At 26.8% G+C, this 17,628-nt stretch carries 14 protein-coding genes and 1 tRNA gene; 11 read left to right on the forward strand and 4 right to left on the reverse strand.

Going from position 1 to position 17,628, the window contains the following annotated elements; genetic code table 4:
* Positions 1 to 55 precede the first annotated feature (55 nt).
* The 4 genes from AC0B4S_RS02955 to AC0B4S_RS02970 are packed head-to-tail and all read left to right on the forward strand — an operon-like array spanning position 56 to position 5,272.
* Positions 56 to 2,056, forward strand: a complete 2,001-nt coding sequence (locus tag AC0B4S_RS02955; RefSeq protein ID WP_465101626.1) for a GGDEF domain-containing protein — start codon at positions 56 to 58, stop codon at positions 2,054 to 2,056.
* On the forward strand, positions 2,037 to 2,498 hold the full coding sequence (gene rplI / locus AC0B4S_RS02960) for a 50S ribosomal protein L9 (protein ID WP_465101627.1): 462 nt from the start codon (positions 2,037 to 2,039) through the stop codon (positions 2,496 to 2,498). The genes AC0B4S_RS02955 and rplI overlap by 20 nt, the downstream gene beginning before the upstream one ends.
* Positions 2,485 to 3,969, forward strand: coding sequence for a replicative DNA helicase (locus AC0B4S_RS02965; RefSeq protein ID WP_465101628.1), 1,485 nt, complete (start codon positions 2,485 to 2,487; stop codon positions 3,967 to 3,969). Before rplI ends, AC0B4S_RS02965 begins: the two co-directional genes overlap by 14 nt.
* A gap of 7 nt (positions 3,970 to 3,976) precedes the next feature.
* Positions 3,977 to 5,272 (forward strand): CNNM domain-containing protein, encoded by a 1,296-nt coding sequence (locus AC0B4S_RS02970; RefSeq protein WP_465101629.1) that lies wholly within the window; start codon positions 3,977 to 3,979, stop codon positions 5,270 to 5,272.
* 24 nt (positions 5,273 to 5,296) lie between these two features.
* On the opposite strand, the gene AC0B4S_RS02975 is transcribed toward AC0B4S_RS02970, so the two are convergent.
* Together AC0B4S_RS02975 and AC0B4S_RS02980 are read right to left on the reverse strand one after the other, a co-directional pair.
* The gene (locus tag AC0B4S_RS02975) at positions 5,297 to 7,723 is read right to left on the reverse strand and encodes an MAG1360 family OppF-related protein (protein ID WP_465101630.1); all 2,427 of its coding nucleotides are present in this window, start codon (positions 7,721 to 7,723) and stop codon (positions 5,297 to 5,299) included.
* Between the two features lie 3 nt (positions 7,724 to 7,726).
* Positions 7,727 to 8,728, reverse strand: coding sequence for an ECF transporter S component (locus tag AC0B4S_RS02980; RefSeq protein ID WP_465101631.1), 1,002 nt, complete (start codon positions 8,726 to 8,728; stop codon positions 7,727 to 7,729).
* 144 nt (positions 8,729 to 8,872) lie between these two features.
* Here AC0B4S_RS02980 and AC0B4S_RS02985 point away from each other — a divergent pair, with 144 nt between their 5' ends.
* Entirely contained in the window at positions 8,873 to 9,958 is a 1,086-nt protein-coding gene (locus tag AC0B4S_RS02985; RefSeq protein WP_465101632.1) for a transposase family protein, read from the forward strand.
* 30 nt (positions 9,959 to 9,988) lie between these two features.
* Here AC0B4S_RS02985 and AC0B4S_RS02990 read toward each other — a convergent pair whose 3' ends face one another.
* On the reverse strand, positions 9,989 to 11,137 hold the full coding sequence (locus tag AC0B4S_RS02990) for an IS3 family transposase (RefSeq protein WP_465101219.1): 1,149 nt from the start codon (positions 11,135 to 11,137) through the stop codon (positions 9,989 to 9,991).
* 38 nt (positions 11,138 to 11,175) lie between these two features.
* On the opposite strand from AC0B4S_RS02990, the gene AC0B4S_RS02995 reads away from it, so the two are divergent.
* The 6 genes from AC0B4S_RS02995 to AC0B4S_RS03020 all read left to right on the forward strand — a co-directional run bounded on the left by AC0B4S_RS02995 (position 11,176) and on the right by AC0B4S_RS03020 (position 15,976).
* Positions 11,176 to 11,709 carry a hypothetical protein gene (locus AC0B4S_RS02995; RefSeq protein WP_465101633.1) on the forward strand — a complete coding sequence of 178 codons (534 nt, stop codon included), beginning with the start codon at positions 11,176 to 11,178 and terminating at the stop codon, positions 11,707 to 11,709.
* 567 nt (positions 11,710 to 12,276) lie between these two features.
* Positions 12,277 to 12,537, forward strand: coding sequence for a hypothetical protein (locus AC0B4S_RS03000; protein ID WP_465101634.1), 261 nt, complete (start codon positions 12,277 to 12,279; stop codon positions 12,535 to 12,537).
* A gap of 75 nt (positions 12,538 to 12,612) precedes the next feature.
* The gene (locus AC0B4S_RS03005; RefSeq protein ID WP_465101635.1) at positions 12,613 to 13,485 is read left to right on the forward strand and encodes an IS30 family transposase; all 873 of its coding nucleotides are present in this window, start codon (positions 12,613 to 12,615) and stop codon (positions 13,483 to 13,485) included.
* A gap of 62 nt (positions 13,486 to 13,547) precedes the next feature.
* A complete protein-coding gene (locus AC0B4S_RS03010; RefSeq protein ID WP_465101581.1) occupies positions 13,548 to 14,729 on the forward strand; it encodes an IS3 family transposase in 1,182 nt (393 codons plus the stop codon).
* 294 nt (positions 14,730 to 15,023) lie between these two features.
* Positions 15,024 to 15,097 (forward strand) — tRNA-Trp (locus tag AC0B4S_RS03015).
* Between the two features lie 291 nt (positions 15,098 to 15,388).
* A complete protein-coding gene (locus AC0B4S_RS03020) occupies positions 15,389 to 15,976 on the forward strand; it encodes a hypothetical protein (RefSeq protein ID WP_465101636.1) in 588 nt (195 codons plus the stop codon).
* Positions 15,977 to 16,106: 130 nt separating this feature from the next.
* On the opposite strand, the gene gpmI is transcribed toward AC0B4S_RS03020, so the two are convergent.
* The gene (gpmI, locus tag AC0B4S_RS03025) at positions 16,107 to 17,612 is read right to left on the reverse strand and encodes a 2,3-bisphosphoglycerate-independent phosphoglycerate mutase (protein WP_465101637.1); all 1,506 of its coding nucleotides are present in this window, start codon (positions 17,610 to 17,612) and stop codon (positions 16,107 to 16,109) included.
* Positions 17,613 to 17,628: the final 16 nt, after the last annotated feature.

Genomic DNA, 17,628 nt, shown 5'->3' on the forward strand with positions numbered 1-17,628 from the left:
AATGTTATAATATAAATTATTAAGTATTTATATATATAAAGTAAAGGAAGTAAAAATGAAATTTAGTAAAAAATCATTAATTTGACTGATTCCTGGGATACTTTCACTATTGCTAAGTATTATAATAATTTTAACATCACTAAATGACTATAATAAGGCAATTGTTTCTGCTATTATTTCGGTTGCAATTATTTCGTTATTAACAATAACAATTTTGATTGTTTATTGGGGAGCAAGAAATTTTGCCAAAAACAAGAAAATAATTGATACTTCATTTAATAAAATTTTATATGATATTTTAGACCAAAATAATCTTGGCATGTGCATTTATAATACTAACCATGAAATAATTTGAACTACAAACTATATTAAAACAACATTTGGTCAAGATTTTATTGGAGTGAATTTAGCCAATATGATTAAAACTCTTGATCCAAATTTAGTAAATAATAAATTACCTTTTGATAAATACTTATTAATTAATTTTAAGGATCAATATTTCCAATTGCAAATTTTTCCAGCAGAGCATTTATTAATTTTTCGTGATGTAACGAGTGAAAATATTTATAAAACTCAAGCACAAGAACAAATGCCAGTTATTGGTGAAATTGAAATTGATAACTATTTGCTATATCAGTCAATTTTATCTGAAGAACAATTATTTAAAATTAATAGTATTTTAGTAACTGTGCTAAGTGAATATAGTCAAAAGTATAATTTTATTTATCGGCAATATACAAATGGTAAATTCTTGATTTTTACAAATGAAGAAAGTATTCATAAATTAATTAACGAAAACTTTAATTTATTTTTTAATATAAAAAATGCTCTTAGTGATAAATTAGTTAAAAAACTAACTATTAGCGGAGGATTTTCTTACGGATGAATATCACTAAAAACAAAAATCGAAAAAGCCAAAAATGCTTTGACTCAAGCTCAGTCCCGTGGTGGAGATCAAATAGCTATTCAAACAAACTTTGTACCAACTTTTTTCTTAGGTTCAAATACTGAAGTTTTAAAAGATAATTCAAAAACACGTATTAGGTATCTGGCAGAGCAATTAGAACAAAAACTTTTAGATGAAAGTATTGATCAAGTTTTTATTTATGGTCACCAATTAGCAGATTTAGATGCTTGGGGTGCCGCTTATGCTGTTTATGAACTAGTTAAACATTTTAAAAAGAAACCTTATATTATTTCAGATGCTTTTGATTCAACTACTACTCAAATGATTAAAGATTATAAAATTCCCAAAAATAACATTGTTTATAATTCTAGTTTTGCTTTAAAAAATACCAATATTAATTCACTAATTATCTTTGTTGATGTGGCTGATCCTGAGCGAACTGATAATCCAAAGGCAATTATAAATGTGAAACGTGAAAATATTTTTATACTCGACCACCATCGTTTATTAAAACAAACTGATTTTGCACTAAAAACTAATTGTTATGTTGAAACAAGTTCTTCAAGTACTTGCCAAATCGTGACAGAAATTCTTACCTTTTTAGAAAATAAGTTTGTTTTATCTAAATTAGCCGCTCAAATGTTGCTCAATGGAATTATGCTTGATACAAGCCAATTTTCAAAATCAGTAACTTCAAGTACCTTTGCAGCTGCATCATGATTGCAAAGTCAAAATGCTAGTTCATCTCGAAGTGTTGAAGTATTAAAAATAGACCACAGCACTAATGATAAAATTCAATCATTGATTGAAAATATTTACGAAATTAAAAAAGGACATTTCTTAGCATATTCTAATATTGAAGCCTCGAATGATGAAATTTCAATAGCAGCAAATGAAATCTTACGTATCAAAGGAAGAATTGCTTCTTTTGTTATTGCTAAGTTAGAAAATAAAAAAAATATCTATAAACTAAGTGCAAGAGGCATTAATACAAATGTTCAAATTATCTGCGAGGCTGTTGGAGGTGGTGGTCATTTTAATGCAGCAGCCGCGACTAGTCAAGAAGATTTGGAAACATTTGTTGATAATGTCAAACATGCTATAACAACCACAGGGAGATTAATTAAAAATGAAAGTAATATTAACTAAAGATTGTAAAGATGGTAAAGCGAATACCATAATTAAAGTATCAGCTGGATACGGTACCAACTTTTTAATAAAAAAAGGTTTTGCAGTTGCTTATAATGAAACAAATTTAGCTAAATTAAATAAAGTTTTAGATAATTTAGTTGCTGATGAGCACGAAAAACGTTCTCACGCATATGAATTAAAATCTAAAATAGAAGATTTAACATTAAAATTCCAATTATCATCAACGATTGACAAAAACGGGAATTTAAATGTGCACGGTTCAATTTCTGCTAAAGATATTGATAAAAAACTTAAAGAACTAGGCTTTTCATTACCTAAACATGCATTACAAAAAATCCACCTAGTTTCACATGGAAATCATGAAATTAAAGTTTATATCTACAAAGAAATTGAAGCAACTTTACACATATTCTTAAACATTACTAATGAAAAAAAATAGAAAAAAACATATTAGAAAATACCATAATTTTGAAAGCTTTGAATTTTTAAATAACCAACAAACCTTATTCAATGATGATTTAACCGAAAAAAGTGTTTTAAACTTAATGATGGATGATGCAAATAGACAACAAACTGCTTGCCAATATTTAACTGGTGAACACTTTTATCATGATGATAATAAGCAACTTTTTGAATTTATTAATGAAAAACGTAATAAAAACATCCATGGAGTTGGGGTTTTTAACGATTATTACGAAATTCAGGAATTTGTTGAAGCTGAAGACTTAAAACACAAATACCCAAAAGTAACTAGTGCTTTAATTAATGAAATTAATTCATTATTTGCTAATGCTGATAATTTTTTAGATAAAATTGAGCAATTAATTGAATTGCTCAAAATGCGTAATTTAGAAGCTTTTTACCAAGCCTCGCTTAAAGCCTTAAACACTAAAAAAAATTTAAACTTTCAAGATTCAGTTCAAGATTTTACCACCTTCTTAGAAGAAAACTATTCTTCATCTTTACAAAATAGTTCTTTTATTCCATTTAATGAAGCAACCCAAGAATTTGAAGAATTAATATCACAAGGATTAGTGAATGATACTAATGAAGGATTAAAAACTGGTTATGATTTAATTGATAATTTAATCCAAGGCTTTAAACCTGGACAATTAATTATTTTAGCAGCAAGACCCGGGGTAGGTAAAACTGCCCTTGCATTAAATATAGCTAAAAATATTACCCAAGAAGAACAAGTTGATACACAAGGACAAATTATTAGGCCATATAGTTGTGCATTTATTTCATTAGAAATGCCTTATACTGAATTAACCACCCGGTTTTATTCATCTTTAGCTTCAATTAACCTTGGTAAATTACAAAAACCCAAATTATTAGAACAAAATGACTTAGTCATATTAAGATCAGTTATTTCACGCAATAAAAATATTACTAATTTACATTTTGATGATAATACTTCAAGCAAAATTTCAGATTTAGTTTGAAAAATTAAACAATTGCACAAAGAAATACAAACCACAAACAAAAATGGATTGAGTTTGTTGATTGTTGATTACTTACAATTAATCTCAGGTAGTGAATTTAGTGGTAATCGTCAAAATGAAGTAGCGCAAATTTCAAGAGCTTTAAAAGTTTTAGCAATTGATTTAAAAATTCCAATTTTAGCTTTATCACAATTATCAAGAACTGTTGAAAGTCGCGAAAATAAAAAGCCGCAATTAAGTGATCTAAGAGAATCAGGAGCCATAGAGCAAGATGCTGATATTGTAATCTTTTTAAGTCGTAATCAAACAAAATTAAAACCAGATAATAATCAAGACCAATTCAATAGTTTTAATTCACATATTCTAACTGATTTATCCATTGCTAAAAACCGTAGTGGCCCAATTGGAGAAGGTGAATTACTTTATGAAGGTGCCAAAGTAACCTTCTACGAACGAAAATATTAGGAGAATCATGGACATATACTCGAGGTATGCCTCAACTCAACAAGCAACATCAGCCTTAACTAACCAAGTTACCTTAAATATTCCACTTTTTGTAGGTATTATCGTTGGGCTATTACTCTTATTTTTATTAAGTGCAATTTATAGTGGTTGTGAAACAGCGTATTCATCATTATCTGCGGTTAAAATTCACGAAATGAAAGAAAATAATGAAAAATCATCTAAACTCATTGAAAAACACCACAAAAGATTTAACCGCATCTTAACAACTATCTTAATAGCCAATAATTTAGTTAATGTAGCTTCTGCCACTTTAACATCTTATATGCTAGGATTATTACTTACTAATGAAACAAGCCGGTTAATTATCTCAATTTGTTTAGTAACTCCTTTGTTGGTTTTATTTGGCGAAATCACACCCAAATTAATTGCAAAGAAAAATCCCAAAAAATACTTACAATTCTTTAGTTGGTATATTGATGTTAACTTTTGAATTTTTTGAATTCTTACTTGGCCTTTTTCAAAACTAACAACAAGGGTTTATGTAACTAATTCTGAAGAAGATTTAAAAAGTATTATTAACTTAGCCCAAGAAGAAGGAGTGCTGCAAGCAGGCGAAAGCATGTTAGCACAAAAAGCCTTAGACCTAGATTCAACTAAAGTGTCTTCTCACTATATAAAACTAAAAGATGTTACATCTATTAGTTTTAGATCATCTGTAAAAGAAGCACTTGAAATTTTCAAAGAAACAAATTATTCACGTTTGCCTGTTATGCATGGTGGTCAATTAATAGGTATTTTATTATTAAAAGATATTTTTCACTTACAACGAGGGAAAATTATGAATTATATTAAAAGAGTACCAAATGTGTCAGCTAATTCAATTTTATCAAGCGCACTAGAAAAAATGCGTGCCGAACGTGCCCAAATGGCATTTGTAGTTGAAAATAATTCTTCATCAAATATTATTGGTATTATTACCATTGAAGATATTATTGAAGAAATAGTAGGCGAAATATATGATGAATATGATGATGATCATAAAATCTATGAAATATCATTAGAACGAGCACGTATTAAAGAAGACGTTAAAATGAGCGAAGTTTTTAAACAATTAGAAATTGATGAAAACTTACTTAACGAAAATGAATTAGACATGTATTTATACCAGTGATTGACTAATAAAGTTAATAAACCAAAACTATATAAAAATTCTCGTTTTGTCTTAGATGAAACGATAGCTTTTAAGGTAATAGAAAGTCAAAGCAAGCAAAAAACCCCTGTTATCGAAATAACAAAATTATAAAATTCGGTTTTAAAGCCGAATTTTTTAATAATTTAAGTCATTAATAAAAATGTTAAAATTCTCATTTCTATCTTTAATTAACCATGCCCAATAATCTTTCAATAAGTGTCGGTTGTTTTCTAAGTAATATAAACTTGGCATATTTTCTATTTCATCAATTGAAAAATCTAGTTCTATAACAGCATTATATAATTCAGAATCTTTAACATCATCTTCAGATCCTTCTTGCATATTAACTGTTTTTAATGTTCACAATATAAAGTTAGATCAATTAATAAAAATATAATGATATTCATTATTAGTTATTCTAAAAAAACTAAAATTAATAAAATTAGCTTTGGAATAATTATCTTGCGAATAATCTATATGATTACTAATGATTAAGCTTTTCACAGTTGGGTTAATTGGATTAGCAAGAATGTTTTGGGTCGATCCAAGTTCTAACAGGGTAAAGTCATTAAAAACATAAATTTCTGAGTAATATTTAGTTAAATATTTAAAATCATGAGATATAAAAACATAATTAAAATTATAAGCTTTTGCAAGGTTTATTAAGATGTTTTGGATTTGATCCATATAATCATTATTTCCGCTTATCTCAAGATCATTAATAAATATGAATCTAGGTTTTTTTAATGATTGAAACCCTAAATTTAATTTAAATAAATTTAAGGTTGGTAATAAATTACAATCAATAAAATAATCAGATAAATTTAATCCAAGTGACCTATAAACTTCAATAAATTTTAAAATTGAAAAATATAATTCTTTAAATGTATAATTAGCTTTATATTTAGAAAGTATAAAATTAGCTATTTTATCAAAAAAGTAAAAACTAAAGTTAACAATGTGATTTAAATATCTCTTAGATTTAATTTCATCTAACAAGTTACTTTGTTTTTGATCAAGTTTTGAAGCAAAAGCAAGTTTAGATACATATTTGTAAAATCTATTAGTGAGATTTTGAAAACTTTTTAAATTTTTTAAAATACGTACTAATTTTAGTTCACGTGCTTCTAATTTTTTTTTGAATAATTCTAATGCTTTACGCTGTTGCCATACTAATTGAGCATTATTAGTTTTTGTTTGTTCAGCTAAATGTAAAATATGATTATTATCTTTATCTTTAAATTTTTTTTGTTTTACTAAAAATGAGTTTCGAGCTTGTTTTTTATATTTTTCTAATTTTTGAATAATATTATTAATCTTATTTTTATTATTTAAAGAGATATTATAAAAATTGGTAAAGTTAATATTAAGTTCATACCTAATACTCTTTTTTAATAATTTAATTTGTTTATAAAAATGAAATTTGTTTGAACTAGGAATAAATGGAATTTTTTCGAAGAATAAATTAAGTTCTTCATTAACTAGATTATCTAAATCAAAAATTAAATCCTCTTCTAAATATTCAAAATATGATTTATTTTTAGTTCAAAACTTTATAATATTATTTGTAAAATATTTATTTTTATATAAATCAAATTTTGCTTCAAAATTATTATCATTTGTGTTTTTAAGATAATTTCTAATAATTCTTAATTTTTCTTTTTGCTTTTTAATAATAGTAATAATAAACTTTTGGTTCTTAATTTTAAGAGCTAATTGGTATTTTTTAATAGCTTTAAGTTCTTGATCAAGAGCTTTTATTTTAAAATCATTATACACATGGAGCAAGGTTTTATTATGAATTTTTCTAATGTAAAAAATGTCTTTGGTATCTTTCAATATTTTTAGTTCTTTGAAAAATAATTCATTATTTTCTAGATCATGAAGCAATTTTTGTGAACTAAGATTTAACTCTCTAAAAAATTCAATAAATAAATTTGTTAGTTCTTCTTCATAATTTTTAATTCAAGTAAAAGCATCATTAAGCATTAAATCAATATTTAATGATGCTCTATTTTTATAATTATGTTTTTGAATAAATAAATCTAGTAAGCGTTTAAATTCTTTCCCTGTAGCTTGCAATTGATTAGCAAAAAAGTATATTTTAGGAAATAAGTAATTTTTAGTATTTAAGGAATATTTTGTGTCAAAAATATTTTTGTTTTTGTTAGCAAGTTCTTGCTTTGTGATTTTAATACATTGTTTTCAAAATAAATAAAACGAGTTTTTAGTTGTTTGTTGTAAAGATAAATTATTTAAATCTAAGTAGGCAAGGTGTTTATAATGATCTTTATGGCTTTGGTAAGTTTGTAAGTTATGCTCATATGAATATAAAAAAATATTTGATTTTTGATCTTTGGTTAAAAGCTTTTTTAATTTATCAAAAGTCAAATTTTTATTTTGGGAGGGAATTAAAAACCCTGTAGCTTTTTTATCTAAATAAATTTCAGGAATATAAATATCATGTTCTAAATTTTTATCTTGAAATTTAGAAATTCAAAATTTACTTTTTTTGGGTTTAGCAAAGATATTTGAAATAATTAATAAATTTTTATCTTGCATTGTTTATTTATATGATAATTCAGAATTTTTGTTAATTAATCCACTAATAATTAAATATGCAAAATAAATTACAAAAATATTGAAATAAATTTTAATTGGGCTGAGTAGAACATGTTGAGTTAATCAAACAAACACATCTTCTTTGTTAGATCCACCAAATGAATATAAGTCAGCATATGATAAAATTGGTAAATTTGCTAATTCCAAAATAGCACTAAAAGAAATGATTGGTAATAAAACATTGTAAAACTTTGGTTTAAATTTAAATCTACCAAAGATTACAAAAACTACCATTGTTAACGAACCAAACGACATTAAGGCAAGTAAAATATTTTTATCCTTAATAAATGAACGATCAATAACACGTTGCGGGGAATAAAATACGATTGATAAGACAATTCCTAAAGATAAAATTAAAAAAGCAAGCGAAACAAATAAATTCACATTCATTAAAGTTTTTTGACTTTTATTATTAATAATATTCTGAATCTTTTGGTCATATTTTAAAATTAATAAAGCATATTTATTAATTTTATCTTTGTCATTATCCAAAACTGCTTTTTGGTATTTTACTCCAAGCAAGTTAATTTTTTTATTTAATTTATCTTTAGCATAATTAGATTCAAAAGCCTCTTTTAAAAAGTATAAGAAGTAAACACTAAAAACTCCCGGAATAAATCCATTAACGCCAGCAGCTACTGTATAGAGTAAATTATAACCCACGGGGGGGACAAATAAGATCGATAAAAAATCACTAATTAACCCAACGAATAATCCTGTCCAAGGTCCAAAAATAAATCCGGTTATTTTTATTGGTAAACTAATAAAACCAATCTTAAAAGAAGGAATAATGACAAATGGCATAATTTGTACAACCACAATCGAAAAACTTACCGATATTGCAATTAAAATTGAAACAAAGGCCATTTTTTTTAAGGTTCACCTTGGAAAAAATGATATGTCATTTAAATTAAATTTCAAGATTTTATTAGACACTTTTTTCATGCTCATATTATACCATTTTGTTGTAAAAATTTATGTTAGTATTAATTGCTAAATTAAATTAGTGTCCAATGACAACTATTTAGGCCCATATATAAATCCCTCCGAAAATGAACTAATTTAATTAAAATATGGTATAAATTATTTATGAGATTCAAACATAACATAGATAAGTACAAAAACTTAACAAACTACGAACTAAAAAAACAGCAATCTCTCATATTAATTGCTGCTAATATTGAAAAATCTTTATCTCAACTTAGTTTAATTACAAAGCTCAGTGTATCAACTGTAAAAAGATATAAAAAAATAATAAAAAGTAATCAAGAAATTAACATCAGTCATAAAAATAAAAATCAACAAAGAAGTTGTAAAGTTACCGATTCAGAAATTGAATTAGTGTTTAAAGATTATTTAAAAACATGTGAAATTATTTTAAATAGTGTTCTAACAAATAACCAACTTTCGTTTAAAAGTTATTATTATTCAGAATATGGTTCTTTTATAAGGCAAAAAATTTCTTACAAAACTCTGGTAAGAAGATTCAACCAATTAGGATTATTTAATATACATACAACCAAAAGAGGAAGAAAAATAGCAAAATTATCAAAGAAGAAAACTTCACAAGAGACAACATTGCTATTAAAAAAATATTATAAACAAATTAAACAAAATGAAAAACAAAGACAAGTTTTGGGTCTAAAGAAAAATTTAGAATTTGGTGAAATTGTTGAAATCGATGCTCAGCTTGAACCATATTTAAAAAATAATAAACCATTCTATCTTTATCATGCAATTGATGTTGCCACTGGAACATTATTAGCAGCATGATTTGAAGAACAAGAAACAACATTAGGATATCAAAGACTGTTGGAAATAGTATTTAAGAAATATGGATTTCCAAAGAAAATTTATACTGATAAAAGAAGAACTTTTTGGGGAAATGAAAACACACAAACAATTTTTGAAAAAGATTTAAATAAAAAAGGAATAGAAGTACTCAGTTCTTCTAATCCTAAACATAAACCACACGTTGAGAGATCTTTTAGAACATCATTAGACCAATACCCATTATTAATTCATGAAAACGGATATAAAGATATTAATGATTTAAAGCAAAATAACGAAGTATTTCAAAATTATTACAACACGAGGAATAAAAAAATAATTTCTAATAAACTGGGAAATTTTTTTCGGACGGTTTTACCTTCCCCAACCATACCATTTGGCTAAGCCAAACGGAATGCTTTGGGAAGGTTTTTTTTATCTTATTCTTTTATAATTATATCAGTTTATAAATTCTTTGATTTTTTGTGATAATTCAATAAAAGTAAGCCTTTTACAGGTTTGATCAAAATTTGGAAAAATCTCGCTTTTAAGAATTGAAAAGAAATATTCAATTTCACGGTTGTCTAGACTATTGCCAATTCTTGACATTGATATTTTACCTTTTAGCAATTCTATTTTTTTAGTATATTCAACCGACGAATAAGCAGATCCATGGTCAGAATGTAAAATAAAATTTTTTTTGAATTTTGTATTACTGATATTATTCAAAATTAGTTCGGTATCATTTCTAAGTGATAATTCATAGGTCACAAACTTAGTTTTATGGTCGATAATTGCGGATAAATAAATATGATTTTGCTCAATGTCTTTTGGTGCTGGTATGTAGGTCACGTCTGTTGCATATATATTATTGTTGATTGAATTATAATCTCGTTTTACTAAATCAGGCACTTTAACACAAGTATTTTTAGATTCTTTGTTTTTACGTTTTTGTCTAACAAATGTTTTTAAATTAAGTTTTTTCATATAATTCCCAAGGGTTCTAGGATTTATTTGAATATTATATTCTTGGAAAATATATTTAGCAAGCCTCCTTCGTCCATACCTTTCTTTATTTTCGACAAAACTTTTAAAAATTATTTCTTTGTGTTTGACATTTATCTCTTTAGCTTTGTTGTTATCTTTCAATTTCTCATAATATGTGGATCTTGCTATTAAAAAAATTTTTGCCTTGTATTTTGATGAAAGATTTTCAATTTCTTTAATATTTTTAATATCTGCATCAATATTATTTTCATTAAAAATTCGATAGTAGTATTTTATAACTGCATCTTTTTCATCATCTTTAAGAGTATTAATTCATGTATAATCGAGAACTTTCTTTTTCTTTCTCCCAACACCTTTATCTTTCTTGGGTGATTTACCGCTTTGTGATTCTATGTTCATATTTAAATTATACAGTTTTCTTTTCTTTAACATATTTTTCATTGATTCTTTATTTCAGTATGCTTTTCTGATGTCAAAACAGAAATTTTCAAATTCTGCTTTGGTTATTACCAGGTTCAAGTATTTATCGTATAAGTCAAAAATTTTAACTCATTCTTTAGTCTTTAAATGTCTCATAACTACCTCTTTTTCTTTATATTAAAAATATTCGGATTTTGTCCGAATATTTCTTCCCTGTCTATAAACATAATGTTTTTCAAAAAGAAGGAAAGAAAAACGGCAATTGAGCCGTTGATTTAGAGATTAATAGAAAAGTTTTAAATGGCGTTGTTAGGTACCAAGGTCAAAACCTTGCAGCTTTCGATATTCATGACAAAAGGATTATATTTCCTTATAATTCTGATGTTGTGTTAGTACATTCTTCTGATGATAATTTGTATTTTAAATATAATGGAAAAAAATACTTTGCCAAAGAACCTAATGGAAAATATCTAAGCTTTACAGAAATGTGAGCTCTTGAGAAAGGTTTAGATTATTCTATCCCTGCCGTTGGAAAACTAGCATTTATCCATAAGAAAACAAGCTCATTTTTTAAAACTCTTGAATTATACATCTCAAAGTTTAATAGTGTCTCTGTGAATGCACAAGGAAATAACCTTGAAGCCAATAAGATTATGGCTGAGTATTTAGAGATACTTCGAACATTACACAGAAGCATCAATGATGAAATAAAAATTGATGCATATTAATTTTAATACTTTTTAATAAAAAAGAGAATAATAAAAATAGAAAACACGGGCCCGTGTTTTCTGGAAGTATTGCTTACTTTTTCAAAAGTAAGGCCCCCTTGATTGCAATCAAGGGCGGGGGGTTAAAAATCTTTTTGTTTCATTTTGAAATTTTGTAGTTAATGTAATGATATAAATAATTATGTTCTGATTTTTTAGACAGTAAAAACATCAAAAAATATATAAATTTTCCAATTTAGTTGCCAAAGAAGAAAAAAATTTTTTTGGTTTGTTTTTTCATTATCTTTTTTTTGCAACAAAAGCATCATAATATAAATCAAAAAATAAAAAAAGATTAACCCCAACAGTCTGGGCAGAAAATTAAAAATGTAGTTCAAAAAAGTAGTTATTCTACAATATTATTAAAACACATTCTGATAAATATATATAATATCAAGCAGTAAATAAAATATTAATTGGAAATGTCACATGCAAGATTTTTTGCATGCGACATTGTTTTTGTCTGCCTTGTAATAAAATAGTTGTATTAATAAATTTTAAAAAAATGAAAGGAGACTTTAAAATTATATGAAAAATTTAGAAAAATATATTTGTGTTTTTGACAAATATCGAAAAGAAAATAAATATCAACATTTTAAAATTGAAGAGAATTACAACACTATCTTGAAAATGCAAGGAGCTCTTGAGTCGCATCGAAAATTACGATCAGATCAAATCGATCTAGAACAACTTTATAATATTTTACAAGAACTTTCTGAAGGCTTCTCAATCCAAGAAGTAGCCAAGATATTTGATAGAGACATTCGAAGTATAAAAAGCAAAATCTAAATTATTACAAATCGCAGACCACTTAGTTTAGATAAACACAATCGCTATGTTTGTCCTAAGTGTTCAAAAAGAGTAATGCGTGTTAAAACTCTTAATTTTGCAAAGCTATACGAACATTTATTAGGCTATTCATTTTCGCGACTCTTTTTTGTAAGTGATGCAATTAAAGAGAAATGAAAGACCTACAGAAAGTATTGGTATAGTGAGCTTAATACATACAATAAAAATAGAAACAAAAAGAATTTGCAGCAAAAAGAAGTTAAGAAATCAGTTACCTATCTTGTGAATTCTTTTAAAAAATTATCCCCTGATGAATTTGCTCCTTCGCCTAGTACAATTTATAAAATAATTAAAAAATACCCTTATTTCCTTGAATTTGACCACATTGTTAAAAAATCTGAAGGCAAATATGGCATAAGGAAGAAGAAACAAACCAAACCTAAAACATTAAAATATGCTACAGAAATTTCAAAACGTCCAGCTTATATTAATGATCGCTCTGGACATGGTCATTTTGAATTAGACACCGTTATTGGTAAAATCAATGATACCTATTGTATTGTGACGATAATTGAACGGCAAACCAGAATCTCTTATGCTATGCTTTCAAAACGCAACTCCAAAGCTATCAAACAAACTCTTTTAAAACTAATCAAGAAACATAACTTAGACATTAAAACTTTAACAGTTGATAATGGTAGTGAAAACGTCTTATTGCACCAGGTTATTCCAACTGAAAGATTATTTAAATGCCAACCATATAGTTCATGACAAAAAGGTTCAATAGAAAATATGCACCGCTTAATTAGGTATTACATTCCCAAAGGAAAAAGCTTAGATAAATACTCTCAGCAAGAAATTGATTATATGATGGAAAAAATAAATAACTATCGGCAAGTTGTCCGGAAATATAAGATAATAAAGCCGGACAGAAAAGTTAACATGTAAATGTTAGCTTTTCTGTTACCATTCGTTGGTACCAACGAAGAATTTTTTTGAAAGGATAAATTATGTCAAGACATTTAAAGAAAGAAGAATTTGCAAAAATATATGAAGAATATCAAAAATCAGGTTTCCCAGGTGCTTTCCAAGCTATTTACCAAATATCACCAGAAACAAAAAACTTACAAAGAAATAGTGTAAAAGTTAGAATTAATAAAATAATTAAGTATTATAATTTAGGTATGGAAGACTTATTACAGACAAAGAAAGGGGAAAGCCGCAAAAAAGGAAGCGGCAAACCTAAGACGAAAAGAGAACCAAATTGAGATATTTTTGATCGTGATGATTTGTTACAAATAGCTAAAAGATATTATGAAATTACCAACGAATTACCTAAAAGTAAGAAAGTTATTGAATCTAAAAGTTTTAGTATAAGTTATGTTAAGCTTGCAGAAGTTTTTGGCATTTCTAGACAAACAATTTCTAAAACTCAAAATATTAAAATTGCACAAAAACTCCCTAAATATAGTGATGTAATCGAAAAATCGTTCGCAGAAACAAAGTCAAGATATGGAAGGTTAAAACTAAGTGTTTACATATCTAAAAAATACAAAATAGATATAAACGAACGTTCATTAGGGAGATATATGAACCTTTTAGGCCTAAAATGTAAGCTTAGACAAAAATCAAAACGAAAAGAAATTAAAAATCTATCTACTCAGATTGATAACTTCGTAAATCGTGATTATAATGATCAAAACAATCGAAATATTTATGCAACTGATGTTTCATATATAAAAGCGCCAAAAGATGTGTTAGAATCACACGTTTATTTGTCTGCAATTTTGTCTCATAAAACTAAACAAATTGTTGGTTTTAAATTATCAAAAAGTAATAATCTAGAACTAGTTTTAGACAATTTAAATTCATTAAAGCAATACAAATACAAAAATTTTATCATTCACTCAGATCATGGCTTTCAATATACACATCATCAATATATTAAAGAAGTTAAAAATCTTGGTGGGATTATTTCGTTATCAAGAGTGGGAAATTCTCTTGATAATCGAGAAATTGAATATTGGTTTGGAATCATTAAAACTGAATTATTAAATGATTTAGATTATTCAAAAATAACATTTAATGAACTTAATGATATGATACAAGAATATGTAATTTGGTACAACAATGACCGAATTCAATCAAACTTAAACTGAAAAACTCCACAGCAATTTGCTATGGAATTATAAATAACTAAAATGTTAAATTTTGCTGTCCATGTTTATAACCTAAAATTTTTTTAATCCCCCCCCCGCCTTTGATTGCAATCAAAGGGGCCTTACTTTTGGCAAAAGTAAGCAAAACCAACGAGAAAACACTGCCGTGTTTTCTGTTTTCGCATACATTTTTTTATCTAAAAATTATGTTAAAATTAAAAGACAATTATTTTGTTAACATCTCGCAAGTGACTTTTCCAAAAAACAGCAGTAAATAAAATACTATTATTAAATTTATAATAATAGTATATAATTATATTACTAAACGGGGGTTTAGTATAATGGCAGTGCTACAGTCTCCAAAACTGCAAGTAAGGGTTCGATTCCTTTAACCCCCGCCATATAATACAATAAGTTTTTTATTCTTAATTTTAAAAAGATAGATTTAGATCTATCTTTTTTTATATTATTAACTCAAAGACCTAGTATCTTCCGCCCTTACTGATTATGAATCATTAAATGCTGATAATAAAACTAAACTTACTAGTGAAAAACTATTATTAGAAAAATTAAGTGCCCAAGTTACTAAACTTGAAACTTTAAAAGCAGAAGTAACTAGTGCTTACCAAACTAGAATTTTAATCCAAGAGAAAAAACAAGAGTTTGAAACAAATGTTAATGACGATAAAACCTTGGCTCAATATAATGAGCTTAAAGAATCAATTGAACCTTACTTAACATCAATTTATGAAACTACCAAACAAAAAATAACTAGTGAGCTAGGAGATACACCCGAAGCTAAAGAATTATTAACTAAAGCTGAAGAAATTAATAAAAAACCATCTTGAAATGATCAGGAAATGAAAGATCTTGAAAAAGAGGTGGAGAAAGCTAAGGAAAATGCTGGGGAATTAAAAGCTAAAAGAGACTTTATTGAGTCTGTATTAATAGCTAAACCTGAATTTGAATCAAGTTCACAAGAATGGAAATTTAAGTTAGTTACTGATAATAACAAAATCCAGGAACTACAAAAAAAATATACACATTTTGAAATTCAAATCACTGCAGCAGATGAAAGTATTTTAACTGAGACTAAACAAATCTTCAACTATAGTGATAGTACTTTAGGAATTAAGACTGAAGGAAGCGACTACGTCTTAAAAGTTAAAACAACTTTCACAAACACAAAGACAACTCTAGATCCAAAAAGCTGAACCATATCATTGCTTAACATTGACACAGGGGAAAAAGTTATTTGAGATCATGGACAAAAATCATAGATTAAATTGAACAAAAGCCGACATTTAGATGTCGGACTTTTTATATATAGAATATTATGTTCAACTATGAACTAAATTAATTTATTTGTTAAATATTAAAAAAGATAGATTTTTAAAATCTATCTTTTTACTACTTAATTAATAATGAATCCTGGTCCATTTCATTTGGTTTTCTAATACCCATATAATCTAGAACTGTTGGTGCAATATTAGCTAAAATACCATCTCTAAGTTTAATACTTTTATCACTGCAAATTAACATAACGGGGCTGCTGGTATGTTTAGTAGCTGGATTGCCCTGTTCATCTTCTGTAATTTCAGCATTACCATGATCAGCTGTAATAAAAACAGTTACATTGTTTTTATTTGCTCATTCTATGATACGAGCAAATTGAGTATCTAAAAATTCAATAGCTTTAATAGTAGCCTGTAGATCGCCAGTATGACCAACCATATCAGGGTTTGCATAGTTCATAATCGTTAAATCATAATTTAAAGCATTTTCTAGCAGTTGATCAGTAATTCCTTCTGCTGACATATGGGGAGCTTTTGCATAAGATTCAACTTTTAAAGAATCAACCATAATACGCTTTGAGTTTTTAAACTCAATATCTTTTCCCCCATCCATAAAGAAAGTTACGTGTGCATATTTTTGGGTTTCTGCAATTCTTAGCTGACTTTTATTTTCTAGTTCTAAAACTTTTCCAATTGGCATTGGAATATCCATTTCACTAAAAGCAATTAAAGTATCTAACCCTTCATATTTCATCATTGAAGCAAATTTATTAATTTTTACTTGCTTTGGTGCTTTAACATCATATAAGTTTGAATTAATAAATAGATGGGTTAGTTGACGAGCTCTATCTGGTCTAAAGTTAAAGAAAATAATTGAGTCATGATCTTTAACAAAATAATCTTGGTTTAAAGTTTGGTTAATAGCTGGAATGAAGAATTCATCAGAGATCTCTTGTTTATATTGATCCTGAACATATGTTACAGGATCAATATAACTTACTTTTGCATTTCCCAAAATAGCATCATAAGCTTGAAATACTCTATCAAACATTTTATCGCGATCCATCGCGTAAAATCTACCAGAAATTGATGCTATTTTATAACCATATTTATCACAAATTAATTGTAATTTATTTAATGATTCTTTAATTGATTGAGGCGCTACATCCCTGCCATCACCAAAGACATGGACTGCGACTTTTTTAAGTCCATAATTATATGCAGCATGTAATAGCTCAAATAAATGATCTTCTAATGAGTGAACACCGCCAGGTGATAATAATCCCATTAAGTGTAATGTGGTATTATTTTTCAAAACATCTTGAAAAACATCAAAAAAAGTTTTAGTATCTTTGTAAGTTCCATCAGCTAAAGCTTTTTTAATTAATGATAATCCGGTATAAACAATTGTTCCGGCACCAATATTTAAATGACCTACTTCTGAATTACCCATTTGACCTTCAGGTAGGCCGACAGCCTCTCCTGAAGCTTGAATAATAGAATTAGGGTAAGTTGTAAAGAGATGGTCAAATGTTGGTGTATTTGCTAGGGCAAAACCATTGCCTTGGGTTTGTTTTCTAAGGCCTAAACCATCAATAACAATTAAAACAATTTTTTTCAAATTTCTCCTTGATAAT

The sequence above is a fragment of the Mycoplasma sp. 6934 genome, from assembly GCF_055523595.1.